This is a genomic window from Enterococcus plantarum (genome assembly GCF_001730295.1).
Lineage (GTDB): Bacteria > Bacillota > Bacilli > Lactobacillales > Enterococcaceae > Enterococcus_L > Enterococcus_L plantarum.
The window spans coordinates 1-19,688 of sequence record NZ_MIKA01000001.1; the positions used below are offsets into that span (position 1 = coordinate 1).

Annotated in this window: 16 protein-coding genes and 1 riboswitch; of the genes, 12 read left to right on the top strand and 4 right to left on the bottom strand. The window is 37.1% G+C overall.

What is annotated here, in order from left to right; translation table 11 throughout:
* Positions 1-227 precede the first annotated feature (227 nt).
* The 3 genes from BCR22_RS00005 to BCR22_RS00015 are packed head-to-tail and all read right to left on the bottom strand — an operon-like array spanning position 228 to position 3,498.
* Complete coding sequence (locus BCR22_RS00005) at positions 228-1,397, bottom strand: FtsW/RodA/SpoVE family cell cycle protein (protein ID WP_069652954.1); 1,170 nt, start codon at positions 1,395-1,397, stop codon at positions 228-230.
* Positions 1,394-2,575: an FtsW/RodA/SpoVE family cell cycle protein gene (locus tag BCR22_RS00010; RefSeq protein WP_069652955.1), complete on the bottom strand. Its 1,182-nt coding sequence runs from the start codon at positions 2,573-2,575 to the stop codon at positions 1,394-1,396. Before BCR22_RS00010 ends, BCR22_RS00005 begins: the two co-directional genes overlap by 4 nt.
* Positions 2,572-3,498 (bottom strand): LCP family protein, encoded by a 927-nt coding sequence (locus tag BCR22_RS00015; protein WP_069652956.1) that lies wholly within the window; start codon positions 3,496-3,498, stop codon positions 2,572-2,574. The genes BCR22_RS00010 and BCR22_RS00015 overlap by 4 nt, the downstream gene beginning before the upstream one ends.
* Positions 3,499-3,789: 291 nt before the next feature.
* Positions 3,790-3,959, bottom strand: a riboswitch (M-box (ykoK) riboswitch).
* Positions 3,960-4,406: 447 nt separating this feature from the next.
* On the opposite strand from BCR22_RS00015, the gene alsS reads away from it, so the two are divergent.
* Complete coding sequence (alsS, locus tag BCR22_RS00020) at positions 4,407-6,068, top strand: acetolactate synthase AlsS (protein WP_069652957.1); 1,662 nt, start codon at positions 4,407-4,409, stop codon at positions 6,066-6,068.
* Positions 6,069-6,081: 13 nt separating this feature from the next.
* The gene (budA, locus tag BCR22_RS00025; RefSeq protein ID WP_069652958.1) at positions 6,082-6,795 is read left to right on the top strand and encodes an acetolactate decarboxylase; all 714 of its coding nucleotides are present in this window, start codon (positions 6,082-6,084) and stop codon (positions 6,793-6,795) included.
* A gap of 100 nt (positions 6,796-6,895) precedes the next feature.
* On the opposite strand, the gene rnhC is transcribed toward budA, so the two are convergent.
* Entirely contained in the window at positions 6,896-7,834 is a 939-nt protein-coding gene (rnhC, locus tag BCR22_RS00030; protein WP_069652959.1) for a ribonuclease HIII, read from the bottom strand.
* A gap of 358 nt (positions 7,835-8,192) precedes the next feature.
* On the opposite strand from rnhC, the gene rimP reads away from it, so the two are divergent.
* The 10 genes from rimP to BCR22_RS00080 all read left to right on the top strand — a co-directional run bounded on the left by rimP (position 8,193) and on the right by BCR22_RS00080 (position 19,125).
* Positions 8,193-8,666 carry a ribosome maturation factor RimP gene (rimP, locus tag BCR22_RS00035; protein WP_069652960.1) on the top strand — a complete coding sequence of 158 codons (474 nt, stop codon included), beginning with the start codon at positions 8,193-8,195 and terminating at the stop codon, positions 8,664-8,666.
* A 124-nt stretch (positions 8,667-8,790) separates the two neighbouring features.
* Positions 8,791-9,972 carry a transcription termination factor NusA gene (gene nusA / locus BCR22_RS00040; protein WP_069652961.1) on the top strand — a complete coding sequence of 394 codons (1,182 nt, stop codon included), beginning with the start codon at positions 8,791-8,793 and terminating at the stop codon, positions 9,970-9,972.
* Positions 9,973-9,990: 18 nt separating this feature from the next.
* The gene (gene rnpM / locus BCR22_RS00045) at positions 9,991-10,287 is read left to right on the top strand and encodes an RNase P modulator RnpM (RefSeq protein ID WP_069652962.1); all 297 of its coding nucleotides are present in this window, start codon (positions 9,991-9,993) and stop codon (positions 10,285-10,287) included.
* Complete coding sequence (locus BCR22_RS00050) at positions 10,280-10,582, top strand: YlxQ-related RNA-binding protein (RefSeq protein WP_069652963.1); 303 nt, start codon at positions 10,280-10,282, stop codon at positions 10,580-10,582. The genes rnpM and BCR22_RS00050 overlap by 8 nt, the downstream gene beginning before the upstream one ends.
* A gap of 12 nt (positions 10,583-10,594) precedes the next feature.
* Positions 10,595-13,153 (top strand): translation initiation factor IF-2, encoded by a 2,559-nt coding sequence (gene infB / locus BCR22_RS00055; protein WP_069652964.1) that lies wholly within the window; start codon positions 10,595-10,597, stop codon positions 13,151-13,153.
* 33 nt (positions 13,154-13,186) lie between these two features.
* The gene (rbfA, locus tag BCR22_RS00060) at positions 13,187-13,537 is read left to right on the top strand and encodes a 30S ribosome-binding factor RbfA (RefSeq protein WP_069652965.1); all 351 of its coding nucleotides are present in this window, start codon (positions 13,187-13,189) and stop codon (positions 13,535-13,537) included.
* 196 nt (positions 13,538-13,733) lie between these two features.
* Positions 13,734-14,987: a PcsB-like coiled-coil domain-containing protein gene (locus BCR22_RS00065; protein WP_069652966.1), complete on the top strand. Its 1,254-nt coding sequence runs from the start codon at positions 13,734-13,736 to the stop codon at positions 14,985-14,987.
* 240 nt (positions 14,988-15,227) lie between these two features.
* Positions 15,228-16,148: a tRNA pseudouridine(55) synthase TruB gene (truB, locus tag BCR22_RS00070; protein WP_069652967.1), complete on the top strand. Its 921-nt coding sequence runs from the start codon at positions 15,228-15,230 to the stop codon at positions 16,146-16,148.
* A 17-nt stretch (positions 16,149-16,165) separates the two neighbouring features.
* Positions 16,166-17,113 (top strand): riboflavin biosynthesis protein RibF, encoded by a 948-nt coding sequence (ribF, locus tag BCR22_RS00075; protein ID WP_069652968.1) that lies wholly within the window; start codon positions 16,166-16,168, stop codon positions 17,111-17,113.
* Between the two features lie 221 nt (positions 17,114-17,334).
* Positions 17,335-19,125, top strand: coding sequence for a glycerophosphodiester phosphodiesterase family protein (locus tag BCR22_RS00080; RefSeq protein WP_069652969.1), 1,791 nt, complete (start codon positions 17,335-17,337; stop codon positions 19,123-19,125).
* The last annotated feature ends 563 nt before the right edge of the window (positions 19,126-19,688 follow it).

The following is a 19,688-nucleotide window of genomic DNA, read 5'->3' on the forward strand; positions in this document are numbered from 1 at the left end:
ATAGGACATCTTGATTTCCCCTTTTGATTGGTTTTCGTCGACTTAATTCTAAAGGATATCAGGGTGTCTTTTCTAGTATTTTGCATTAAAAAAGATGCCGGTGATTGTTCACCAACATCAGAAAGTATAGAGCCATTTTAAATTGTAACAGAAGAAGGAGGGAGCATAATCGCGACCTCCTTGTTTTGTATCATGTACACTTCTCACTATAGAGTTAAAACAACAGACTAGTTTTTTTCTTTCTGATAATACATCGAAAGAATCAACCCAACCCCAATAAAATTAGCCAAATAAGCTGTACCACCTTGACTAATAAAGGGTAAAGGAATCCCAGTCAAAGGAAGTAAACCAATATTAGAGCCAATATTTTCTAATATGTGAAATAAGAAATACATAATCACACCAGTCGTAATATACGCATAAAACTCTCGTTTTGCATTGAGCGTACAGATCAGCATTTGATAAATGAGATAAAAGAACAGCAAAATCAAGGTACAAGTTCCTATAAAACCATAGGCTTCACCAATCACAGTGAAAATCATATCGGACTCTCTAACAGGAACATAAATTTGTAGATCGGTCAGTCCTTTTCCCAACATCTCTCCAGATCCGATAGCTGTTAACCCACGAGCTTGTTGAAATGAAATGGAGTCTGCATATTCGAAAGGATTCAGCCAAGCATGGATTCGATTAAACTGATAGGGCTGAAAATGAAGATAGGAAAGGATAGCTTGGCCTCGTTCCGTTAAAACCAACAAAATACCGCTAACACCAATCACACCTAAAATCCCAAATCCAACCGTTAAAATTTTCCAAGAACAACCAGAAACAAGCACCACACCAAGAAATATCGAAATAAATACTAAACTTGTACCAAAATCTTTTTGATAAAACATCAAAGCAAAAACAGGTAGACTGACAAGGGATAATTCCCCTAATAATCGGAAATCTTCTTTCAAAGTAGAAGGATTTGAGGCCTTCTGCCGTCTTCTTGTCACGACATAGGCCAACATCAAAATATAGCCAAGTTTCATGAATTCTGATGGCTGAAATGAGAGTGGTCCTAGTCGAATCCAACGTTTGGTACCAGTTGCGGCGGCCATAACTGGGTCGTGAAATTTTATCAGCAAACTCATTAGTAACAGCGATAAACCATAAAGTGTAGGAGTAAATTTCCACAAATATTTAATTGGAATAAACATCGTGATAAACATTGCCACAATGCCTAAGATAGTCCATAGAAGTTGTTTTATCATCAAAGGAGTAATTGATTCAACAGACGGATCTGCATAAAATGCGCCATACTGGGCAATAAAGCCGACAACTATCAAAAGAAAAACAGGTAAAAGAAGCGCATAATTCACAGGTTCACTATTTGGATTTACGTTTTGTCTCATGCCAGTTCTCCTTTTTGCTTCCCTATTTCTCTCATTTCCGTCGCACGGGCATTCAATGCAATACCAAGTGTAATGCTCAATATCAGCAAACTAGATCCACCATAACTGATGAAAGGGAATGTCAATCCTGTCATAGGGATAAACCCTAACAAGCTCCCTACGTTTACGGATACTTGAAGTAAAAGTAACATCCCACAACCAATATAAAGATAGGAGTAATAAAGGATTTTTGATCTTATCGCAAGTAAAAATAAACGAGCAACCATAAAGAATACTAAAAATAAAATCCCTAAAGAAGCAATCAATCCCAGCTCTTCGATACAAATGGCAAAAATAAAATCTGTATCAGCAGCTGGCAGGAACCCCTTTTTTTGAATACTATTGCCTAAACCTAAGCCCCAAAAACCACCATTATGCATGGCATAATAAGCATTTGACGTTTGAAACCCTTTGCCAGTCGGATCAATGAAAGGATTTTGCATCACTTCGAAACGGGTTACTAAATACCCGAATTTTTCAGGCATCCAATTTGTTGGAATCGACAATAAAAGAACGGTTCCTAAACGTTTTATCGCAATGAAACCAATTAAAGCTATCGACATAAATAAAGGAGATAGTCCGCTGGATAAAAACAAGACTAAAACAAGGATAAAAATCATTGACGCTCCAGCAATATTTGGTTGTAAAGCTACAAAAAACATAAAGAACATAGCCACAAATAAAGAACGTTTATGATCTTTGAACCTAAAAGGAACGAGCGTGTCTGTTTTAGCCAAGTTTGCAGCTAAATAAAGAACGAGTACTAAAGGAACTAACTCAGATGGTTGAAACAAAAGTACGCCTAGATTGATCCAGCGCTTAGCACCACCAACACTTGTTCCAATAAAGGGCAAAGCAACAATAGATAAGAACGTCATCGCCAAAATAACATACATCATTTTAGGTTTACGAAGAACGGACAAGTTAATCCGATAAACAAAACTCATACACACGATACTAAAAAGAAAATACATCGTTTGTTTGATTGCTTTACTCGACGTTCCAAGGTCACTATCTAATAATTGATAGGAACTTGAACTATAGACCATTAAAATACCTATGATTGACAAAATAAAATAAGGGATCAAAACATAAAAATCTAAATAGTGCATCTTAGAGAATCTCTTGGATTGTTTCATTTCGCTGCCCCATCATCCAAAAAGCTATGAATAGCTTCTTCATTTTGTTTCTCGTCTATTTCTAAGACACTGCCAGCATCAGTATAATCGTTAAATGACCAGCTCCCTTTAACTGGTACAGATAAAGTTTCAAGCGTTTTGACATTGCCTGATAGAAAATCTTTTGCTAAATCTATAAGAAAATCAGTGGGGATATTCGTATCTAAGTAACCGACCGCTTCGCCCGCTATTTTCGGAAGTTGTAAGAAGGAGACAGCATCTTTAGATTGTTTTGCCAGTGCGTCCATAACTTGTTGTTGTCTTCTTACTCGACCAAAATCGCCCTCTTCATCCATTCGAAAACGAGCATACTGTAATAACGTGTTACCATCCATGAGTTGTTTGCCTTTTTTGATGTCGACATTGTCTAGGTTGATATCTTTTTCTGCATCGATTTCAATCCCTTTTGGATAAAGTTCATTGATTAATTGAACAAAATGAGTAAAATCTGCCGAAATATAATAATTGGTTGGCAAACCAAATGAGTCATTGAGGACCTTTCGTGTTAATTCGGCTCCGCCGTAAGCGTAAGCAGCATTGATTTTCTCTAATCCATGTCCAGGTATTGACACATAAGAATCTCTCATGATTGATATTAATTTTGGTTGTTTTGTTTCACTGTTGTAGTGGGCGACCATTAATGTATCAGCACGTCCGCCATCTTCATCATCTTCACGACCGTCATCACCAATTAACATAATCGTGATCTCTTTCAGATTTGTCTGTTGATCACCAGAGAAGTTAGTATTCTTGCTCTTATTCACTTGGGATTGAGCCATTTTTTTTCCATTATGAAAATTTATTGCGGTGTAACTCCCAATTCCTGTAAAAATCAAGAGAACAAAAAGAATTATACAAATTAACCATTTTATTCCAGTTTTCATAGTTTATTCCTCGCTAATCATTTTAATTGATCATCAAATAAAGTTTGGCATTAGGAATTGATTTAGATGGGGGACAAAAAGATCTTTATACTAAAATAATGAATCACAGTAAGTCAAAATTAAAAGAAGTATCTCTAAACCATTAAATCACAATGAAGAGATGTTTTCTCCTTCGATTTGTATATCCACCTCCTGGAAGTAAAATTCTGTCAACATTATCTATCAAAACAAAAAACCTTCGCTTAGAATAACTCAGCGAAGGTGGATTGATTTCAGCACAAAAAGAGCTTTTCATCATTCTCATCGTTGAGTTTTAGCACTATGAAACGTAAAAAGCAGAGCTTTTAGCTACTTTGTGAAAAGCCTTAATTCGACAATTCCTGTCCTACCCATTCCTGTCTTTCGACATTTTTGAGCAGTAGCCTGTGTTTCCATAGGAGCCTCACCTAACAAGTTATTCAGATCGCCCTAAATATAGTGAATATCTTCGTTAAAGTCAATAAAGTAAATATTAATTTTTTTATAATATGTCGATCTGAAACGGATATACTTGTTATTTAAAGTAGAAAATTCCGTTTTCTAGAGGGGTATAGCGGTCGAGTTGAAAAGAGTGGAAAATGACTACGTACTATTTTCTTTACTCTTTCTTAAACATAGCCTCAAATAATTGCTATCTAATGATTTAGAAAGAATATCGGAAAGCATGAACCTTTATGTTTCGATGTTCTCTTATTTTTTGGGATCAAATGATTAAACAAATAATAGGCAACATGCTATAATTGAAATTGATACAGGTTTTGTAACTGTACTATAAAATACGGTTTTCCTTAATGTAGATTCTTTATATTCTTTTTTGTATAAGGGAATTGGTTTAATGAAACATGATTTCAGAAAGGGTGTAACACGTAATGGATAAAAGCAGAAATGGTGCCGAAGTGATTGTTGAGAGCTTGAAAAATCATCAAGTCGATTATGTCTTTGGAATTCCAGGAGCAAAGATTGATGGTCTGTTTAATGCGTTAGTCGATGATGGCCCAGAATTGATCGTAACGCGTCATGAACAAAATGCAGCCTTTATGGCAGCTGCCGTTGGTCGCTTGACTGGAAATCCAGGTGTAGTTGTTGCAACGAGTGGTCCAGGTGCGAGTAATCTCGCTACAGGGTTAGTAACGGCTACAGCAGAAGGCGATCCTGTACTGGCGATCGGTGGTCAAGTAAAACGAAGAGACTTATTAAAATTAACCCACCAAAGTATGAACAATGCTGCTTTATTCGAGCCAATCACGAAGTACAGTGCAGAAATTCAAGATCCAGAGACCATTTCTGAAGTCTTAGCAAATGCTTATCGATTGGCAAAGTCGTCAAAAAAAGGAGCTAGTTTTATCAGTATTCCGCAAGATGTAGTTGATGCTCCAGTAGAATCTGTCGGCATAAAACCATTGAGTGATCCGAAAATCGGCTCTGCTTCATCAAAAGATATCGACTACCTTTCACAACGGATTCAAGCGGCTGAGCTGCCTGTGTTATTGGTCGGGATGCGTGCCTCTACAGATAAAGAAGCAAAGGCAATTCGCGAAATCGTTGAGAAAACGAACATTCCAGTCGTTGAAACGTTCCAAGCTGCAGGAGTGATTTCTCGAAAATTAGAAGACCACTTCTTCGGACGAATCGGTTTGTTTCGTAATCAACCAGGTGATATGCTATTAAAACGCAGTGATTTGGTGATTGCGGTCGGCTATGATCCAATAGAATATGAGGCTAGAAATTGGAATGCAGAAGGAGATTCGGCGATTATAGTAATTGATGATACACCGGCTGAAATCGACCAATATTTCCAACCGGAACGAGAACTGATCGGCGACATTGCTGAGACATTAACCGTTCTTTTACCAAGTATTGAAGCGAAAGGATTATCTGATAAAGCGATAGGATATTTGGATTCATTGCATGAAAAACTGGTTAAACGAGACGATGTGAAAGAGGGGACAACAAAAGGATTGATTCACCCTCTAGAAGTGATCGAAACATTGCAAAATATAGTAACAGACGATATGACAGTCACTGTTGATGTAGGGAGTCATTATATTTGGATGGCTCGTCATTTTAGAAGTTATGAGCCAAGACATTTACTTTTTAGTAATGGGATGCAGACATTAGGTGTTGCTCTTCCTTGGGCGATTTCAGCAGCATTGGTTCGACCAAACACGCAAATACTATCAATTTCAGGGGATGGTGGCTTTTTGTTTTCTGCTCAGGATCTTGAGACGGCAGTCCGAAAAAAATTAAATATCATTCATTTGATTTGGAATGACGGACGTTATAACATGGTTGAATTTCAAGAGCAACTTAAATATCATCGAATTTCTGGTGTGGACTTTGGACCCGTCGATTTTGTGAAATATGCTGAGGCTTTTGGAGCCAAAGGATTACGCGCTGAGAATGTCCAAGAATTAAAAGCAGCAATTTTAAAAGGAATTGAAACAGAAGGACCTGTTGTGATCGATATTCCAATTGATTACCAAGATAACGAAAAACTTGGCGAAACGATTTTACCAGATCAATTTTATTAGAAAGGTGATAACAATGACAAAAGAAACAGTCTTATATCAGCACGGAACTTTAGGAGCTTTAATGGCAGGCTTGATGGATGGGACTGAAACAATCACTAATATTTTAAAAAAAGGTGATTTTGGGATCGGTACTTTATCCGGTTTAGATGGGGAGTTAATCATTTTAGAGGGGAAAGCTTTTCAAGGAAGGGAAGATGGGGCCTTGGTTGCACTAGATGGCAAACAAGAAACACCTTATGCAGCTGTGACTACATTTAAACCAACAATCACTTTTCCAGTGGCTGGTCCTATAGATTATTCAAAAACAAATAAATTAATCAGCGAACATTTAAAGAGCGAAAACCTTTTTCATGCAATCAAAATTCATGGGAAATTTAAAACAGTCCATATTCGAGTGATGCCCAAACAGCAAAAACCTTATAAACGATTGGTTGAAGTATCCAAAGAACAGCCTGAGTTTGAAAAAGAAATGGTTACTGGCACTATACTTGGCTTCTTCACACCGGAACTATTTCAAGGTGTTGCAGCAGCAGAGTTTCATTTGCATTTTATAGACGACAAGCAAACGTTTGGCGGACACCTGATAGATTTTGAATTGGAATCAGGGGTGATTGAGATTGAACCCATGGACTCATTATTTCAACATTTTCCCAAAAATGATGAAACATTTATTCATACAGCCATTGATTATGCTGATTTAGATAAAGAAATTCAAGAAGCGGAATAGAAAGGGTGTGGGACAAAAGTAAAAATCACTTTTGTTTCACACCCTAGTTGCGAATAAAAGGCGAGAGCAGAAGCAATCCCTTGGGAAATAAGCTTCTGTCTCAGGCTCTTTCATTTTGAAGCAATTTTTTCGCTTTTTCTGTATTTGCAAAATGAAGTTTCACATATTTACTTAGTAATGTCATCCCACCTTTAGCCAACACTTTCGCTGCAACTTTATCAGAAACAGCGCCCGCACCAGAAGGAACTTTCATTCCTAATTCTTTGGATTCTTTATCTAGTTCTTCTAAAAAAGCCGCTCGGCTAATGATTGAAGCCGCTGCTACTGCTACATGATATTGCTCACCTTTTGTAATGAAGAATAATTTTTCATTGACTTGATTTTGTTCACTTCGTACATACTTTTTATAATTGGCTTCAGGTGTAAATTGATCGATCAAAATACCGTCTGGTTTCGTTGGTGCGATGTCGTTCAATAATAAATGGATTGCTTGATTATGTAATGCGACTTTCATATGAACCGCATTATATTTTGGCTGGATCTGATTGTATTTTTCTGGCTCAACAATCAATAGTCTATAAGGAACCAGTTCTTTGATGACTGCTGAAAGTTGTACTATTTGCGGATCAGTCAGTTCCTTGGAATCTCGTACGCCAAGTGCTTTTAGTTTTGCCACCATCGTTTTGTCGACGTAAGCAGCGCAAACTGTTACGGGGCCAAAATAACTACCATTGCCAACTTCATCACTACCTAAGACTGAAAGTTGACTGAAATTAGCAGGTAACGCTGTTGCTTTTTTTGATGTCGATCGACTTGTTCCTTTACTTTCAAGTGAACTGCCCCATTTTGCTGCTATCTTTTCGGCATCCCCCCCTTGAAATACGACTTTACCAGAGGTATAAGCTGTAATCGTTGTATTTCCAACTCTGGCAACGAAATCTGTGTAAGGCACAGTTTTATTTAAACGATTTTTCTCATAATAGACATGCATTTTTTTCATTGTATCTTTGTTTACTTTGATTACTTGTGTTTGTGACATAGGGAGCTCCTTTCAAATCTTCTTATTCATAGTAAAACAAAAGAATGGAAAAGTGAAGTATGTTTCTTTGAGTGAAACACAAAAATAAAGCAAAGATAATAGCGGTGTAATAACGTAGATTTGAGTTTTCAGAAAATCTATGGTAGAATAGCTTATAAGTAATGATACTAGTTTGAGTGAGCGGATTTCTGCTCACTCTTTTTAATGGAATAACATAGAAAGAAAGTATGATAAAACGTCGATTTGCTTGACTTTTGTTGTCTGGTTGTATCAATCGACACTTTCTATGATTTAGCTATACGAATCAGGCTTGCTAAAAATCTAGTACGTTACATAAATCTCGAAGGAGGCGAAAATTTTGAGTAGTGTTGTGGAAACTGTTACCGAGTTAGTCACACCAATCTTAGAAAAACAAAATTTTGAACTTGTAGAAGTAGAGTTTGTCAAGGAAGGAAGAGACTGGTTTCTCCGCGTCTTTATTGATAAAGAAGGCGGTATTGATATCTTAGACTGTGCACTTGTGAGTGAGCAGCTAGATGAAAAGCTTGATGCTATGGATCCTGATCCGATTCCCCAAGCGTACTTCCTGGAAGTGTCCTCACCGGGAGCTGAACGTCCGTTGAAGAAAGAAAGCGACTATGAAAAAGCAGTTGGAGAATACATTCATGTTTCACTCTATCAAACAATCGATGGTGAAAAACAGTTTGAAGGTATTTTAAAAACAATAGACAAAGATCAGTTGACCTTGACAGTCAAAATCAAAACAAGAGTCAAAGACTATACATTTGAACGAAAAAACATTGCAAAAGCTCGTTTAGCAATTCAGTTTTAATTGAGTAAAACACGAAGCAGAACGTTCCAGTTTTGACTTATCACGAGATGCAATAAGCGACTTGATAAAAGTCGAGCAGCTCCGTTCGCCTTTCATTTAGACAGTAGGAGGAAATGATAAAAAAATGAGCAAAGAAATGTTAAATGCACTAGATGCATTAGAAGCTGAAAAAGGTATTTCTAAAGAGATTGTGATTGATGCATTGGAAGCAGCATTAGTTTCCGCATACAAAAGACATTATGGACAAGCCCAAAACGTTGAAGTTGAATTTGACGGTAAAAAAGGGAATATCCATGTTTATGCTGTTAAAGAAGTAACGGAAGAAGTCTTTGATTCACAACTAGAAGTTTCATTAAAAGAAGCGATGGAAGTGAATAAAGCATACGAAATGGGTGATAAAATCCGTTTTGAAGTAACTCCAAAAGATTTCGGTCGTATTGCAGCTCAAACAGCAAAACAAGTTATTTTGCAACGTGTTCGAGAAGCAGAACGAAACATTATCTATAACGAATTCAGTGCGTATGAAAATGACATTATGCAAGGAATCGTTGAAAGACAAGACCGCCGCTACATCTATGTGAACTTAGGAAAGATTGAAGCTGTTTTATCAAAGCAAGATCAAATGCCAAACGAGTTTTATCAGCCTCATGATCGTATTAAAGTATACGTTTCGAGAGTTGAAAATACCTCAAAAGGCCCGCAAGTTTTCGTAAGCCGTAGCCATCCAGATTTATTGAAGCGATTATTTGAACAAGAAATCCCAGAAGTGTATGATGGAATAGTAGAGATTGTCAGCATTGCTCGTGAAGCAGGAGATCGTTCAAAAGTTTCTGTTCGTTCAACTGATTCGAATATCGATCCTGTTGGGACATGTGTAGGACCAAAAGGCCAACGTGTTCAAGCCATCGTTAACGAATTAAAAGGGGAGAATATGGATATCGTTGAATGGAGTGAAGACCCAGCAGTTTTCATCAGCAACGCATTGAATCCAGCCCAAGTAGTAGATGTTATTTTCGACCCGAATAACAATAAAGCTTGTACTGTAGTCGTTCCAGATTATCAATTATCACTGGCTATCGGTAAAAGAGGACAAAATGCACGTTTAGCTGCAAAATTGACTGGCTTTAAAATTGATATCAAACCTGAATCTGAAATGGAGAGTTACTATGCAGAACATGCAGAAAACGAAGAAACTCCTGAAGAAGAAGTACATGATGAGGCGATTGTCGCATCTGATTTAACAGCTGATGAGTACGAAAATATCGAGTTTGAAGAAAAAACAGCCGAAGACGAAGAACAAGTTTAACGATTTGGAGGGAAACAAATGAAAAAAAGAAAAATCCCGATGCGTAAATCTGTTGTTTCAGGCGAAATGAAACCGAAAAAAGAATTGGTTCGAATCACGCGTTCGAAAGATGGCGAAGTCGCAATCGACCCTACAGGGAAATTGCCAGGACGAGGGGCTTACGTTTCACTTGAGCCTAAAGAAGTCCAAGAAGCTTGGGACAAGCACATTTTAGACCGTGTCTTGGAAACGAAGTTGACAGATGATTTCTACCAAGAATTATTGGATTATGTTGAACACCAAAAAGCACGTAATGAGTTGTTCGGCAATGGCTAAAGAAAAGGTACTGAATTTATTAGGTTTGGCTATGAGAGCTGGAAAACTAGTGACCGGTGAAGAGTTAACAATCGGTGATATCCGCAGTAATAAAGCGAAATTCGTTTTTGTTGCTGGCGATGCTAGTGAGAATACAAGAAAAAAAATCAAGGACAAATGTTCTTATTATAACGTTCCTTGCAGTGAGTCGTTTTTACATTCAGAATTAAGTCACGCAATCGGTAGAACGCGCATGGTGATTGGAATCAATGATCAGGGCTTTGCGACGAAATTCAAGGAACTAATCAAAGGTTAGGAAGGTGATTGCATGGGGAAAAAAAGAATTTATGAACTAGCAAAAGAGATGAATCAATCGAGTAAAGATGTTGTCGAAAAAGCACATGCTCTAGGTATGGATGTGAAAAACCATATGGGCGCAATTTCTTCTGAGGACGAATCAAAGCTTCGCAACTCATTTGGAGGAAATAAACCTGCAAATACACAACAAAAACCCGCTGCGAAACCACAAGCGCAAAGTGGTCAAGGGCAAACAAAACCAGCAAATCAAAAGCCAGCTAACCAAAATGGAAATAGACCAAACCAAAATCAAACTAGACCGCAACAACCAAATGGACAACAAAATCGTCCACAGCAAAATAACCAAAATCGTCCAGCACAACAAGGACAACAAAATAATCAAAACCGTAACAACCAAAATCGAAACATGCAAGGAAGCAGCCAAAATATGACTCAAAACCGTACGAATCAAGGACAGCAAAATCGTCCAGCACAATCAGGACAACAAAACAACCAAAATCGTAACAATACACAAAACCGCAGCACGCAAGGAAATACTCAAAACACAAACCAAAACCGTCCTGCTGCAACACAATCAGGACAACAAAATCGTCCACAACAAGGACAAAATAACAGCAACACGCAAGGAAATCAAAACCGAAACAATACGAACACTGGAAACCGCAACAATAGTTTCGGTGGAGGCGGCGGTCAAAACCGTAACCGTAATGGCTACAATAACCAAAACCGTAATAGATTCAATAAAAAAGGCAAAAAAGGCAAATACCAAGAATCAACAAAACCAGCAGTTCCAGCACGTAAATTCCGTGAATTGCCTGATGTACTAGAATACACAGAAGGAATGAACGTAGCAGATATCGCGAAGAAAATTCACCGTGAGCCAGCTGAGATCATCAAAAAACTATTTATGATGGGTGTCATGGTCAATCAAAACCAATCCCTAGATAAAGAAACGATTGAATTGTTGGCAGTAGATTACGGAATGGAACCACAAGAAAAAGTTCAAGTTGATGTCGCAGATATCGATAAATTCTTCGAACCAGAAGCACTAGTTGAAGAAAATCTTGTGACACGTCCTCCGGTTGTAACAATCATGGGACACGTTGACCATGGTAAAACAACATTGCTTGATACGTTACGTAATTCGCGTGTAACCTCAGGTGAAGCGGGCGGTATCACTCAACACATCGGTGCCTACCAAATCGATATTGATGGAAAACCAATTACATTCTTAGATACACCAGGACATGCTGCCTTTACGAGTATGCGTGCGCGTGGAGCAGGTATAACAGATATTACAATCTTGGTCGTTGCAGCAGATGACGGTGTAATGCCGCAAACAGTCGAAGCAATCAACCATGCGAAAGCGGCAGAAGTGCCAATTATCGTAGCTGTAAACAAAGTTGATAAACCAGGTGCTAATCCTGATCACGTAAAACAAGAATTGAGCGAACATGGTTTGATTCCAGAAGAATGGGGCGGAGAAACAATCTTCGTAAACATTTCAGCAAAATTCAATCAAAATATTGATGAATTACTTGAAAACATTCTTTTGATCGCTGAAGTAGAAGATTTAAAAGCAGACCCAACACAACGCGCAATCGGTACAGTAATCGAAGCACGTTTGGATAAAGGGAAAGGTCCAGTTGCGACACTGCTTGTTCAGCAAGGTTCATTACGCGTTGGGGACCCAATCGTTGTTGGGAATACATTTGGACGCGTTCGTGTTATGACGAATGATCTTGGACGTCGTGACAAAGCTGTAGGTCCAGCAACACCAGTTGAAATTACTGGATTAAATGATGTACCACAAGCAGGCGATCGTTTCGTGGTCTTTGAAGATGAAAAAACAGCGCGTCAAGCAGGTGAAGAACGTGGCAAACGTGCACAACTTGAGCAACGTTCATCTACTAATCGTGTAACCTTAGATAATTTGTTTGAAAGTCTAAAAGAAGGCGAATTAAAAGATGTTAACGTCATTATCAAAGCAGATGTACAAGGGACCGCGGAAGCTCTTGCAGCAAGCTTACAAAAAATCGAAGTTGCGGGTGTCCGCGTGAAAATCGTTCACTCGGCTGTTGGAGCAATCAACGAAAGTGATGTAACACTTGCCGCAGCAAGTAATGCGCTTATCATTGGGTTTAACGTTCGCCCAACACCACAAGCAAAACAACAATCAGATCAAGAAGAAGTAGATATCCGTTTACACCGTATCATCTACAAAGCAATTGAAGAAATCGAAACAGCAATGAAAGGGATGCTAGATCCAGAATTTGAAGAAAAAATTACGGGTCAAATGACGGTTCGTGAACTTTACAAAGTATCTAAAGTTGGAACGATTGCTGGTTGTTACGTAACAGAAGGCTCTATCCGTCGTGATAGTGGTGTTCGTGTGATTCGTGACGGAATCGTTATCTTTGAAGGCAAACTTTCTAGCTTGAAACGCTTCAAAGATGATGCCAAAGAAGTGAAACTTGGCTTTGAATGTGGTGCGATGGTTGAAAACTTCAATGATCTTAAAGTTGACGATGTAATTGAAGGCTTTGTTATGGAAGAAATCAAACAATAACACCAAATAAAGTAAGAAAGAAGGAGAAACAGTATGGCAAATTATCGTGACCGCCGAGTAGGTCAAGAAATCATGCGTGAAATCAATGATATATTGAGAAAACGTGTCAGAGACCCACGTGTGCAAGATATTACAATTACCGATGTTCGAGTAACTGGCGATCTGCAACAAGCGACGATTTATTACAGTTTGTTATCTGATCTAGCTTCTGATCACCAAAAAGCGCAACAAGGATTAGATAAAGCAAAAGGATTGATCCGTAAAGAATTAGGACAACGGTTGACATTATACAAAACGCCGGAACTGATTTTTGAAAAAGATGAATCGGTTCAATATGGGAATCACATCGATGAGTTGATTCGTAAATTGAATCAAGGGAACTAGAAAAATAATGTAAAAAAGCCGAAAGGAAGTAATCCTTTTCGGTTTTTTTTTACATTAAATTTGTCACAGAACTGCTTTTTGTAACTATATTGAAAAGAACTGTAATATTTTTATCGATTAAATTAACAAGATTTATGCTATTATTTATAGTGTAAGTTTTAGTGAAGATATGGTTAAAGAAAATGGAGGGTTAATAGTGAAGAAAAAGAATTTGTCATTATTAATAGTTAGTATGGTTACAGTTGCAGGGACAATCTTACCGATTAGTTCGTTAGCAGAGACAACTGATAAAAAAATAGAGCAACAAGACAAAGAAATTTCAGCATTAAAAGAAAAGCAAAAAGATGTAGTTGCGCAAATTGCCTCTTTAGAAGATGAAATTTCTTCAATTTTTGATGAAGGAATAACTTTAAACAAACAAAAAACAGCATTAATCAAAGAATCTGAACAATTAAAAAAAGATATTGCTGCATTAGACGTGCGAATCAACAAACGAACTGAAGCGATTCAAAAACAAGGAAGAAATGTTCAAGTTAACGGACAAGGAACTCAAATTCTTGATATAATTTTAAATTCAGAATCAATCACAGATGCAGTCGGACGAGTTCAAGCAATTTCTTCCATTATGACAGCAAACAATGATTTAATTAAACAACAAAAAGAAGATAAAGCACTGGTTGAAAGTAAAAAATCAGATATCCAAACGAACTTAGCTAATTTAGAAAAAGCAAAGACTCAGCTTGAAAAAGAAAAACAAAATCTTGTTGCAAAACAAGCAGACTTGAATGTTTTAAAAGCAGAAGTAGATTCTGAAACATCGGGTGCGGAAAGCTCAAAAAGTAAATTATTAAAAGAGCAACAAGAAGCGTTAAAAACGCAACTCGCAAATGAAGCGAAAAAGAAAGACGTAAAAAAAGCCGAGACACCTAAAAAAACAGATAAACCATCTACTCAAAGCGAAAGCACTACTGAAACAGCTACTGCTCCAGCAGAGACAGCAGAATCTAACGGGGAAAATTCAAGTAAGCCTGAGGAGAATAACAACGAAAATAATTCAAATAACCAAGGGAATGTTGAATTACCTGAAACTCCTGAAAAACCAGTAACACCGCCAGCAACTTCAGCTGACGCAACATTTCAAGCTTTAAATGCATTACGTACGGCGAACGGGCTGAATCCAGTGAGTTGGGATGCTGGTCTTGCAGCATCAGCTAGTGGAAGAGCAGCAACGATGCAGAATTTTCAAGTCCCATCTGACCATTGGAATCGAGGAGACGAAGTGATTGCATTCATGTTTGCTCCTGGTAACTCCGTAATCATGGCTTGGTATAATGAGACAAACATGCAATCACCATCTGGAACAGGACACAGAGATTGGGAAATGAACCCTAATATGACACGCGTTGGATTTGGTTATGCCGGCGATGTGATTGTAGGACACTCTGCTTAACGTTAATACAATAAACTCTTGAGCGTAAAACAAAACTAGCTAAGCGTTTTGTTTTACGCTTTTTTTTAAGATTGTATAGAGGCTAAAGCGTTTCACAGTACTATATAATCTTGAAACGGGCGCAACGATTTAAGTGAGAATCAGGTGTTTTATGAAAACCCCATTTTTTTTAAATGAATTTCTATTCTCTTCTATGCTATAATAAATCAGTTGATACTTAAATTTTGGAGGAACGATTAAATGGATGGTATTTTACCTTTATGGAAAGAAACTGGCATGACAAGTCATGACTGTGTTTTTAAACTAAGGAAAATTTTACATACGAAAAAAATCGGTCACGGTGGTACTTTAGATCCTGATGTATCTGGGGTTTTGCCGATTTGCATCGGAAAAGGGACAAAAGTTATTGAATATATGGTTGATTCTGGTAAGACATATGAAGGAGAAATTACTCTTGGTTTTTCTACGACAACAGAAGATGCAAGCGGAGAGATTGTTGAAAAAACAACATTATCACACCCTTTTTCAAACGATGAAATCGATGGCGCTATGGAGCAAATGACAGGTGTTATCACTCAAATTCCGCCGATGTTTTCAGCAGTAAAAGTTAATGGCAAACGCCTTTACGAATATGCTCGAAATGGCGAACAGGTGGAACGTCCGGTTAGAAAAGCGATGATTTATTCTTTTGATCGAATAAGTGAGCCTACATTTGATCAAGTACAAGGCACACAAAGTTGGCGTTATAGGGTAGTGTGCGGCAAAGGAACTTATGTTAGGACATTATCAGTTGATACAGGTCTTGCTTTAGGCGTTCCAGCGCACATGTCCGATTTAACACGTACGGCAAGCGGTGGCTTAAAGGCTAAGCAATGTTTGACTCTAGCACAAGTAGCGGAAAAAATGACACAAAATCAACTGAATGACATGCTATTACCGATTGAAACGGCTGTTGAACGATTTCAACGAATCGATTTATCTGATGAACTTTATCAGAAAGTCAAAAACGGAATGCGATTAAGCCCAGCTGAATTGACTTTAAGCGAAATACCTCAAGACTTAGTGGCTTTATTTTATCAAGGTCAAGTCGTGAGTTTATATATGGCTCATCCAACGAAACCCAATGTATTGAAACCTAGTAAAGTATTACGAAATAATTAATAGAAAGAAGTTTTATCATGCAAATTATTCCAATTCGTCATCCTTATAATCCAGAACAAATCCCATCAGATGATGTTGCGATGGTCTTAGGTTTTTTTGATGGTGTTCATCGAGGACATCAGAAAGTAATCGAAACAGGTAAAGCATTTGCGGAAGAAAAAGGCTTAAAATTAGCAGTAATGACATTTAATCAACACCCTTCTATTGTGTTTCAAAAAGTTTTACCTGAAAATATGAAATATTTGAATACCCTAGAACAAAAAGAACAATTGATGGAAAAGCTGGGGGTAGATATTTTGTATGTCATCGAGTTTACTTCAGCGTTTGCTTGTTTAACCCCGCAGGAATTTGTGGACCAATATATTGTCGGATTACATGCTAAAGCGGCGGTTTCAGGGTTTGATTACACATATGGACCTAAAGATATAGCGGATGTTGTGCACTTACCAGGATATGCTAAGGAGCGATTTGAGGTTGTTACAGTAAGCAAGGAAGAATTAGATGGAGCGAAAATTAGCTCTACAAGGATTCGCGAATTGATGGAACAAGGGCGAATGGAAGACGTTACTGTATTGCTCGGTTATGTATATGAAACAGATGGAACGGTTGTTCACGGGGATGCCCGAGGACGCTTGTTAGGCTTCCCTACGGCCAATATCAAAGTAAAAAGTACGGTTCGTTTACCTAGAATCGGTGTTTATGCTGTGAAAATCAAGGTCGGAAATAAATGGTACATCGGTATGGGCTCTATAGGTCATAATGATACTTTTGGTGATGGTCGTGACTTGACAGTGGAAGTTTATATTTTAGATTTCCATCAAGATATATATGGTGAACAAGTAACAGTACGTTGGAATCATTATTTGCGCGATCAAGTCAAGTTTGACGGGGCAGAAAATTTAATCGTGCAACTAAAACAAGATGAACAAGATACAGCAGATTATTTTTTAGAAATGAATCACTAATACTCGCTTTAGAAGAATGCTCATTAGTAACGAATCAGTAAACTGCATAACAGCATCTGTTTAAGAGTCTGTTCATGCAGTTTATTCTTTTAACAAGATATAAAAATAAAATACAAAGTTTATACAAAAAAATGAATTATTCCAACATCAGGTAAAAATAAATTGGTATAATAGAAGTACACTATCTAAATGAAAAGTAATGTTATTTCAAGGGGAAATATATGAAGAAAAAAGAAAAAGATGTAAAAAAAAGTAGAATTTTTAGTCTTCTGACTTTATTTATAGCTCTTATATCAGGAGGAGCCGCTGTTTTCATTTGGTTTTATATCACTATTGATTATCAAGATAACTCTAATCCCTCTTATGATGGTTATCGCGTTTCACCAGTAAGCTTCGACATGACCGCTACTAAATTTTTTAAAGAGGGTAGCCTCCAGAAAGACAATCATGTAAATCCTGAATTTGAAGACTTAGAGATCAACGCTAAAATAAAAAACGATGGAGTGAAATACCCGGCAACAAGGCCTATTTTTCGGCTAGTGAATATGGATAATAAACAGACTGTATATCGAGTAAAAGCTGATTTATCAAGTGTGAAGCATATAGCAAAAGTTGAATTTCCAGCATTTGGGGAGTTAAACGGATCGAATGATTTACAAGTATACCAAGGGGTTTATTATCCTAAAAGTAGCACATGGGAATCGGATATTTTAGTAAAAAAACACCAAGAAGCTGGACGTTATCAGATAAAAATCCTAATAACCAAAGAAAATGGAAAAACGGAACTAGCTGATTTTGGTGAATTTAACGTTGATCAACCAACAATAGAAGCTGAAGTAGATAATGCTCAAATTGGGAAAGGTCAGTTCGATGTAAAGGTGAGAACGAAAAGCATCGCTGATATCGAAAAAATAAACGTTCCAGTTTGGTCAAAAGAAGATCAAAGTGATAAAAAAATATACGAAGGAATCCGACAAGCTGATAATTCTTATAAAGTTCACGTTGATTATGAAGACTTTGATTATAGGAATGGACTTTATCACGCAAATGCAGAACTAATTGCTAAGAATGGTTTAAAAGCTAAATGTGACGCAGGTACAGTAGAAATTGCGCTTAGACGTCCTGTTCGAATTCGGCTTATGCAAGAAACATCTCTTTTTAAAGATAGAAATTTATCAAAAAATGTCCGACTGTTGCCAGCGAATAGCATGGCCTACGTCAAAGGAATCGTCTTTAACTCTGACAAAAAAGTGTATCGAACGACTGAAGGATACATTTCTGCTGAGAATATAGAAATTAGTGAAATGATGGATGATATTCGTTATGTCGCACATCGTGGCAATCACAAGGTGGCACCTGAAAATTCAATCCCTTCTTTTCAGCAATCGGATAGTTGGGGGATCGAGACAGATATTTGGCTTACTAAAGATAAAAAATGGGTCATCATGCATGACAAGACAGTTGACCGCATGACAAATGGAAAAGGAAAAATAAGTGATTTAACATTAGATCAAATAAGGGCTTTGCGCATCGATCAAGGATCCAATAAAGAAAAATATTCTCAAGAACAATTAATTATTCCAACATTGGAAGAGTTTCTTACAATTATGAGTAGTAAAAAAAGTATTCCGTTTATCGAAATGAAAGCAAAAAATCTTGAACCAAGTGATTACGATGATTTAGCCAATATAATTAGTTCATTTGGTATAACGAATAAGGCTATAATCATTTCATTTGATTTTACGAATTTGGTCGAAATGAAAAAGCGTCTTCCTGAAACGCAGGTTCAGTTTCTAGCGAAAACTTTAGATGAACAAATGATTGATCAGGTTAGCAATCTTGGTGGGAATGCTGGGTTAGCTATTAAGTATGAAAGTGTTTTAGGTCGAGCAGACTTGATTGCTAAAGCTCAAAGTAAAGGTTTAACCGTTAATTTATGGGGGGTTCCTCAAAGTGAGTTTAAGAAGATGGAAGCATTAGGCATTAATAATCTAACTACTGACTATGATTAAGCTGTTTTTTTGAAAGGAATAATGTTATCAATGATTTAGAATGGTGCATACTCTTTATTCTGTCATATAGGATATGGGAAAAATACGGAAATGAATAAAAGTAAATTTGAAGGATGCTCTTTCTCTCAAGTCGAAAGAAGGAGTACTTCTTCAAATTTGCTTCTAGTAAACGTTATTAAAAAATGTGAATTGGCAAGTACAAAGAGCATTTATAGGTTAAAAGTAGAAATAAAACATAAACAAGTTCGGAGAGAAAATTTCTTGGACTTGTTTTTATTTCTAAACAGGATAATTCCCGATTCTCATTTTATTCAGAGTTTTATTTACAGCGAGAAAGAGTTTTTTACTAGCTCGTAGTTAAGCAAGAAAGCGATATGATTTAGTCTGTTCAACCATTCGTTAGTTGGTCATTATAGAAGCTTAAAAATATTCAAGAGAGTAAACTAGACAATTTTAGTAGGGGATATGTTAAGATAAGAGACGTGTCCCAAATGAATTACAAGTTTTGGAACAAATAAGTTGATACAATGAAATCTTAAAATAGAAGTGAAATACTTTGGTAA

Coding starts and splice junctions, on each gene's coding strand:
- BCR22_RS00005 (WP_069652954.1), bottom strand. CDS start 1,397: ATGAGACAAAACGTAAATCCAAATAGTGAACCTGTGAATTATGCGCTT.
- BCR22_RS00010 (WP_069652955.1), bottom strand. CDS start 2,575: ATGAAACAATCCAAGAGATTCTCTAAGATGCACTATTTAGATTTTTAT.
- BCR22_RS00015 (WP_069652956.1), bottom strand. CDS start 3,498: ATGAAAACTGGAATAAAATGGTTAATTTGTATAATTCTTTTTGTTCTC.
- alsS (WP_069652957.1), top strand. CDS start 4,407: ATGGATAAAAGCAGAAATGGTGCCGAAGTGATTGTTGAGAGCTTGAAA.
- budA (WP_069652958.1), top strand. CDS start 6,082: ATGACAAAAGAAACAGTCTTATATCAGCACGGAACTTTAGGAGCTTTA.
- rnhC (WP_069652959.1), bottom strand. CDS start 7,834: ATGTCACAAACACAAGTAATCAAAGTAAACAAAGATACAATGAAAAAA.
- nusA (WP_069652961.1), top strand. CDS start 8,791: ATGAGCAAAGAAATGTTAAATGCACTAGATGCATTAGAAGCTGAAAAA.
- rnpM (WP_069652962.1), top strand. CDS start 9,991: ATGAAAAAAAGAAAAATCCCGATGCGTAAATCTGTTGTTTCAGGCGAA.
- BCR22_RS00050 (WP_069652963.1), top strand. CDS start 10,280: ATGGCTAAAGAAAAGGTACTGAATTTATTAGGTTTGGCTATGAGAGCT.
- infB (WP_069652964.1), top strand. CDS start 10,595: ATGGGGAAAAAAAGAATTTATGAACTAGCAAAAGAGATGAATCAATCG.
- rbfA (WP_069652965.1), top strand. CDS start 13,187: ATGGCAAATTATCGTGACCGCCGAGTAGGTCAAGAAATCATGCGTGAA.
- truB (WP_069652967.1), top strand. CDS start 15,228: ATGGATGGTATTTTACCTTTATGGAAAGAAACTGGCATGACAAGTCAT.
- ribF (WP_069652968.1), top strand. CDS start 16,166: ATGCAAATTATTCCAATTCGTCATCCTTATAATCCAGAACAAATCCCA.
- BCR22_RS00080 (WP_069652969.1), top strand. CDS start 17,335: ATGAAGAAAAAAGAAAAAGATGTAAAAAAAAGTAGAATTTTTAGTCTT.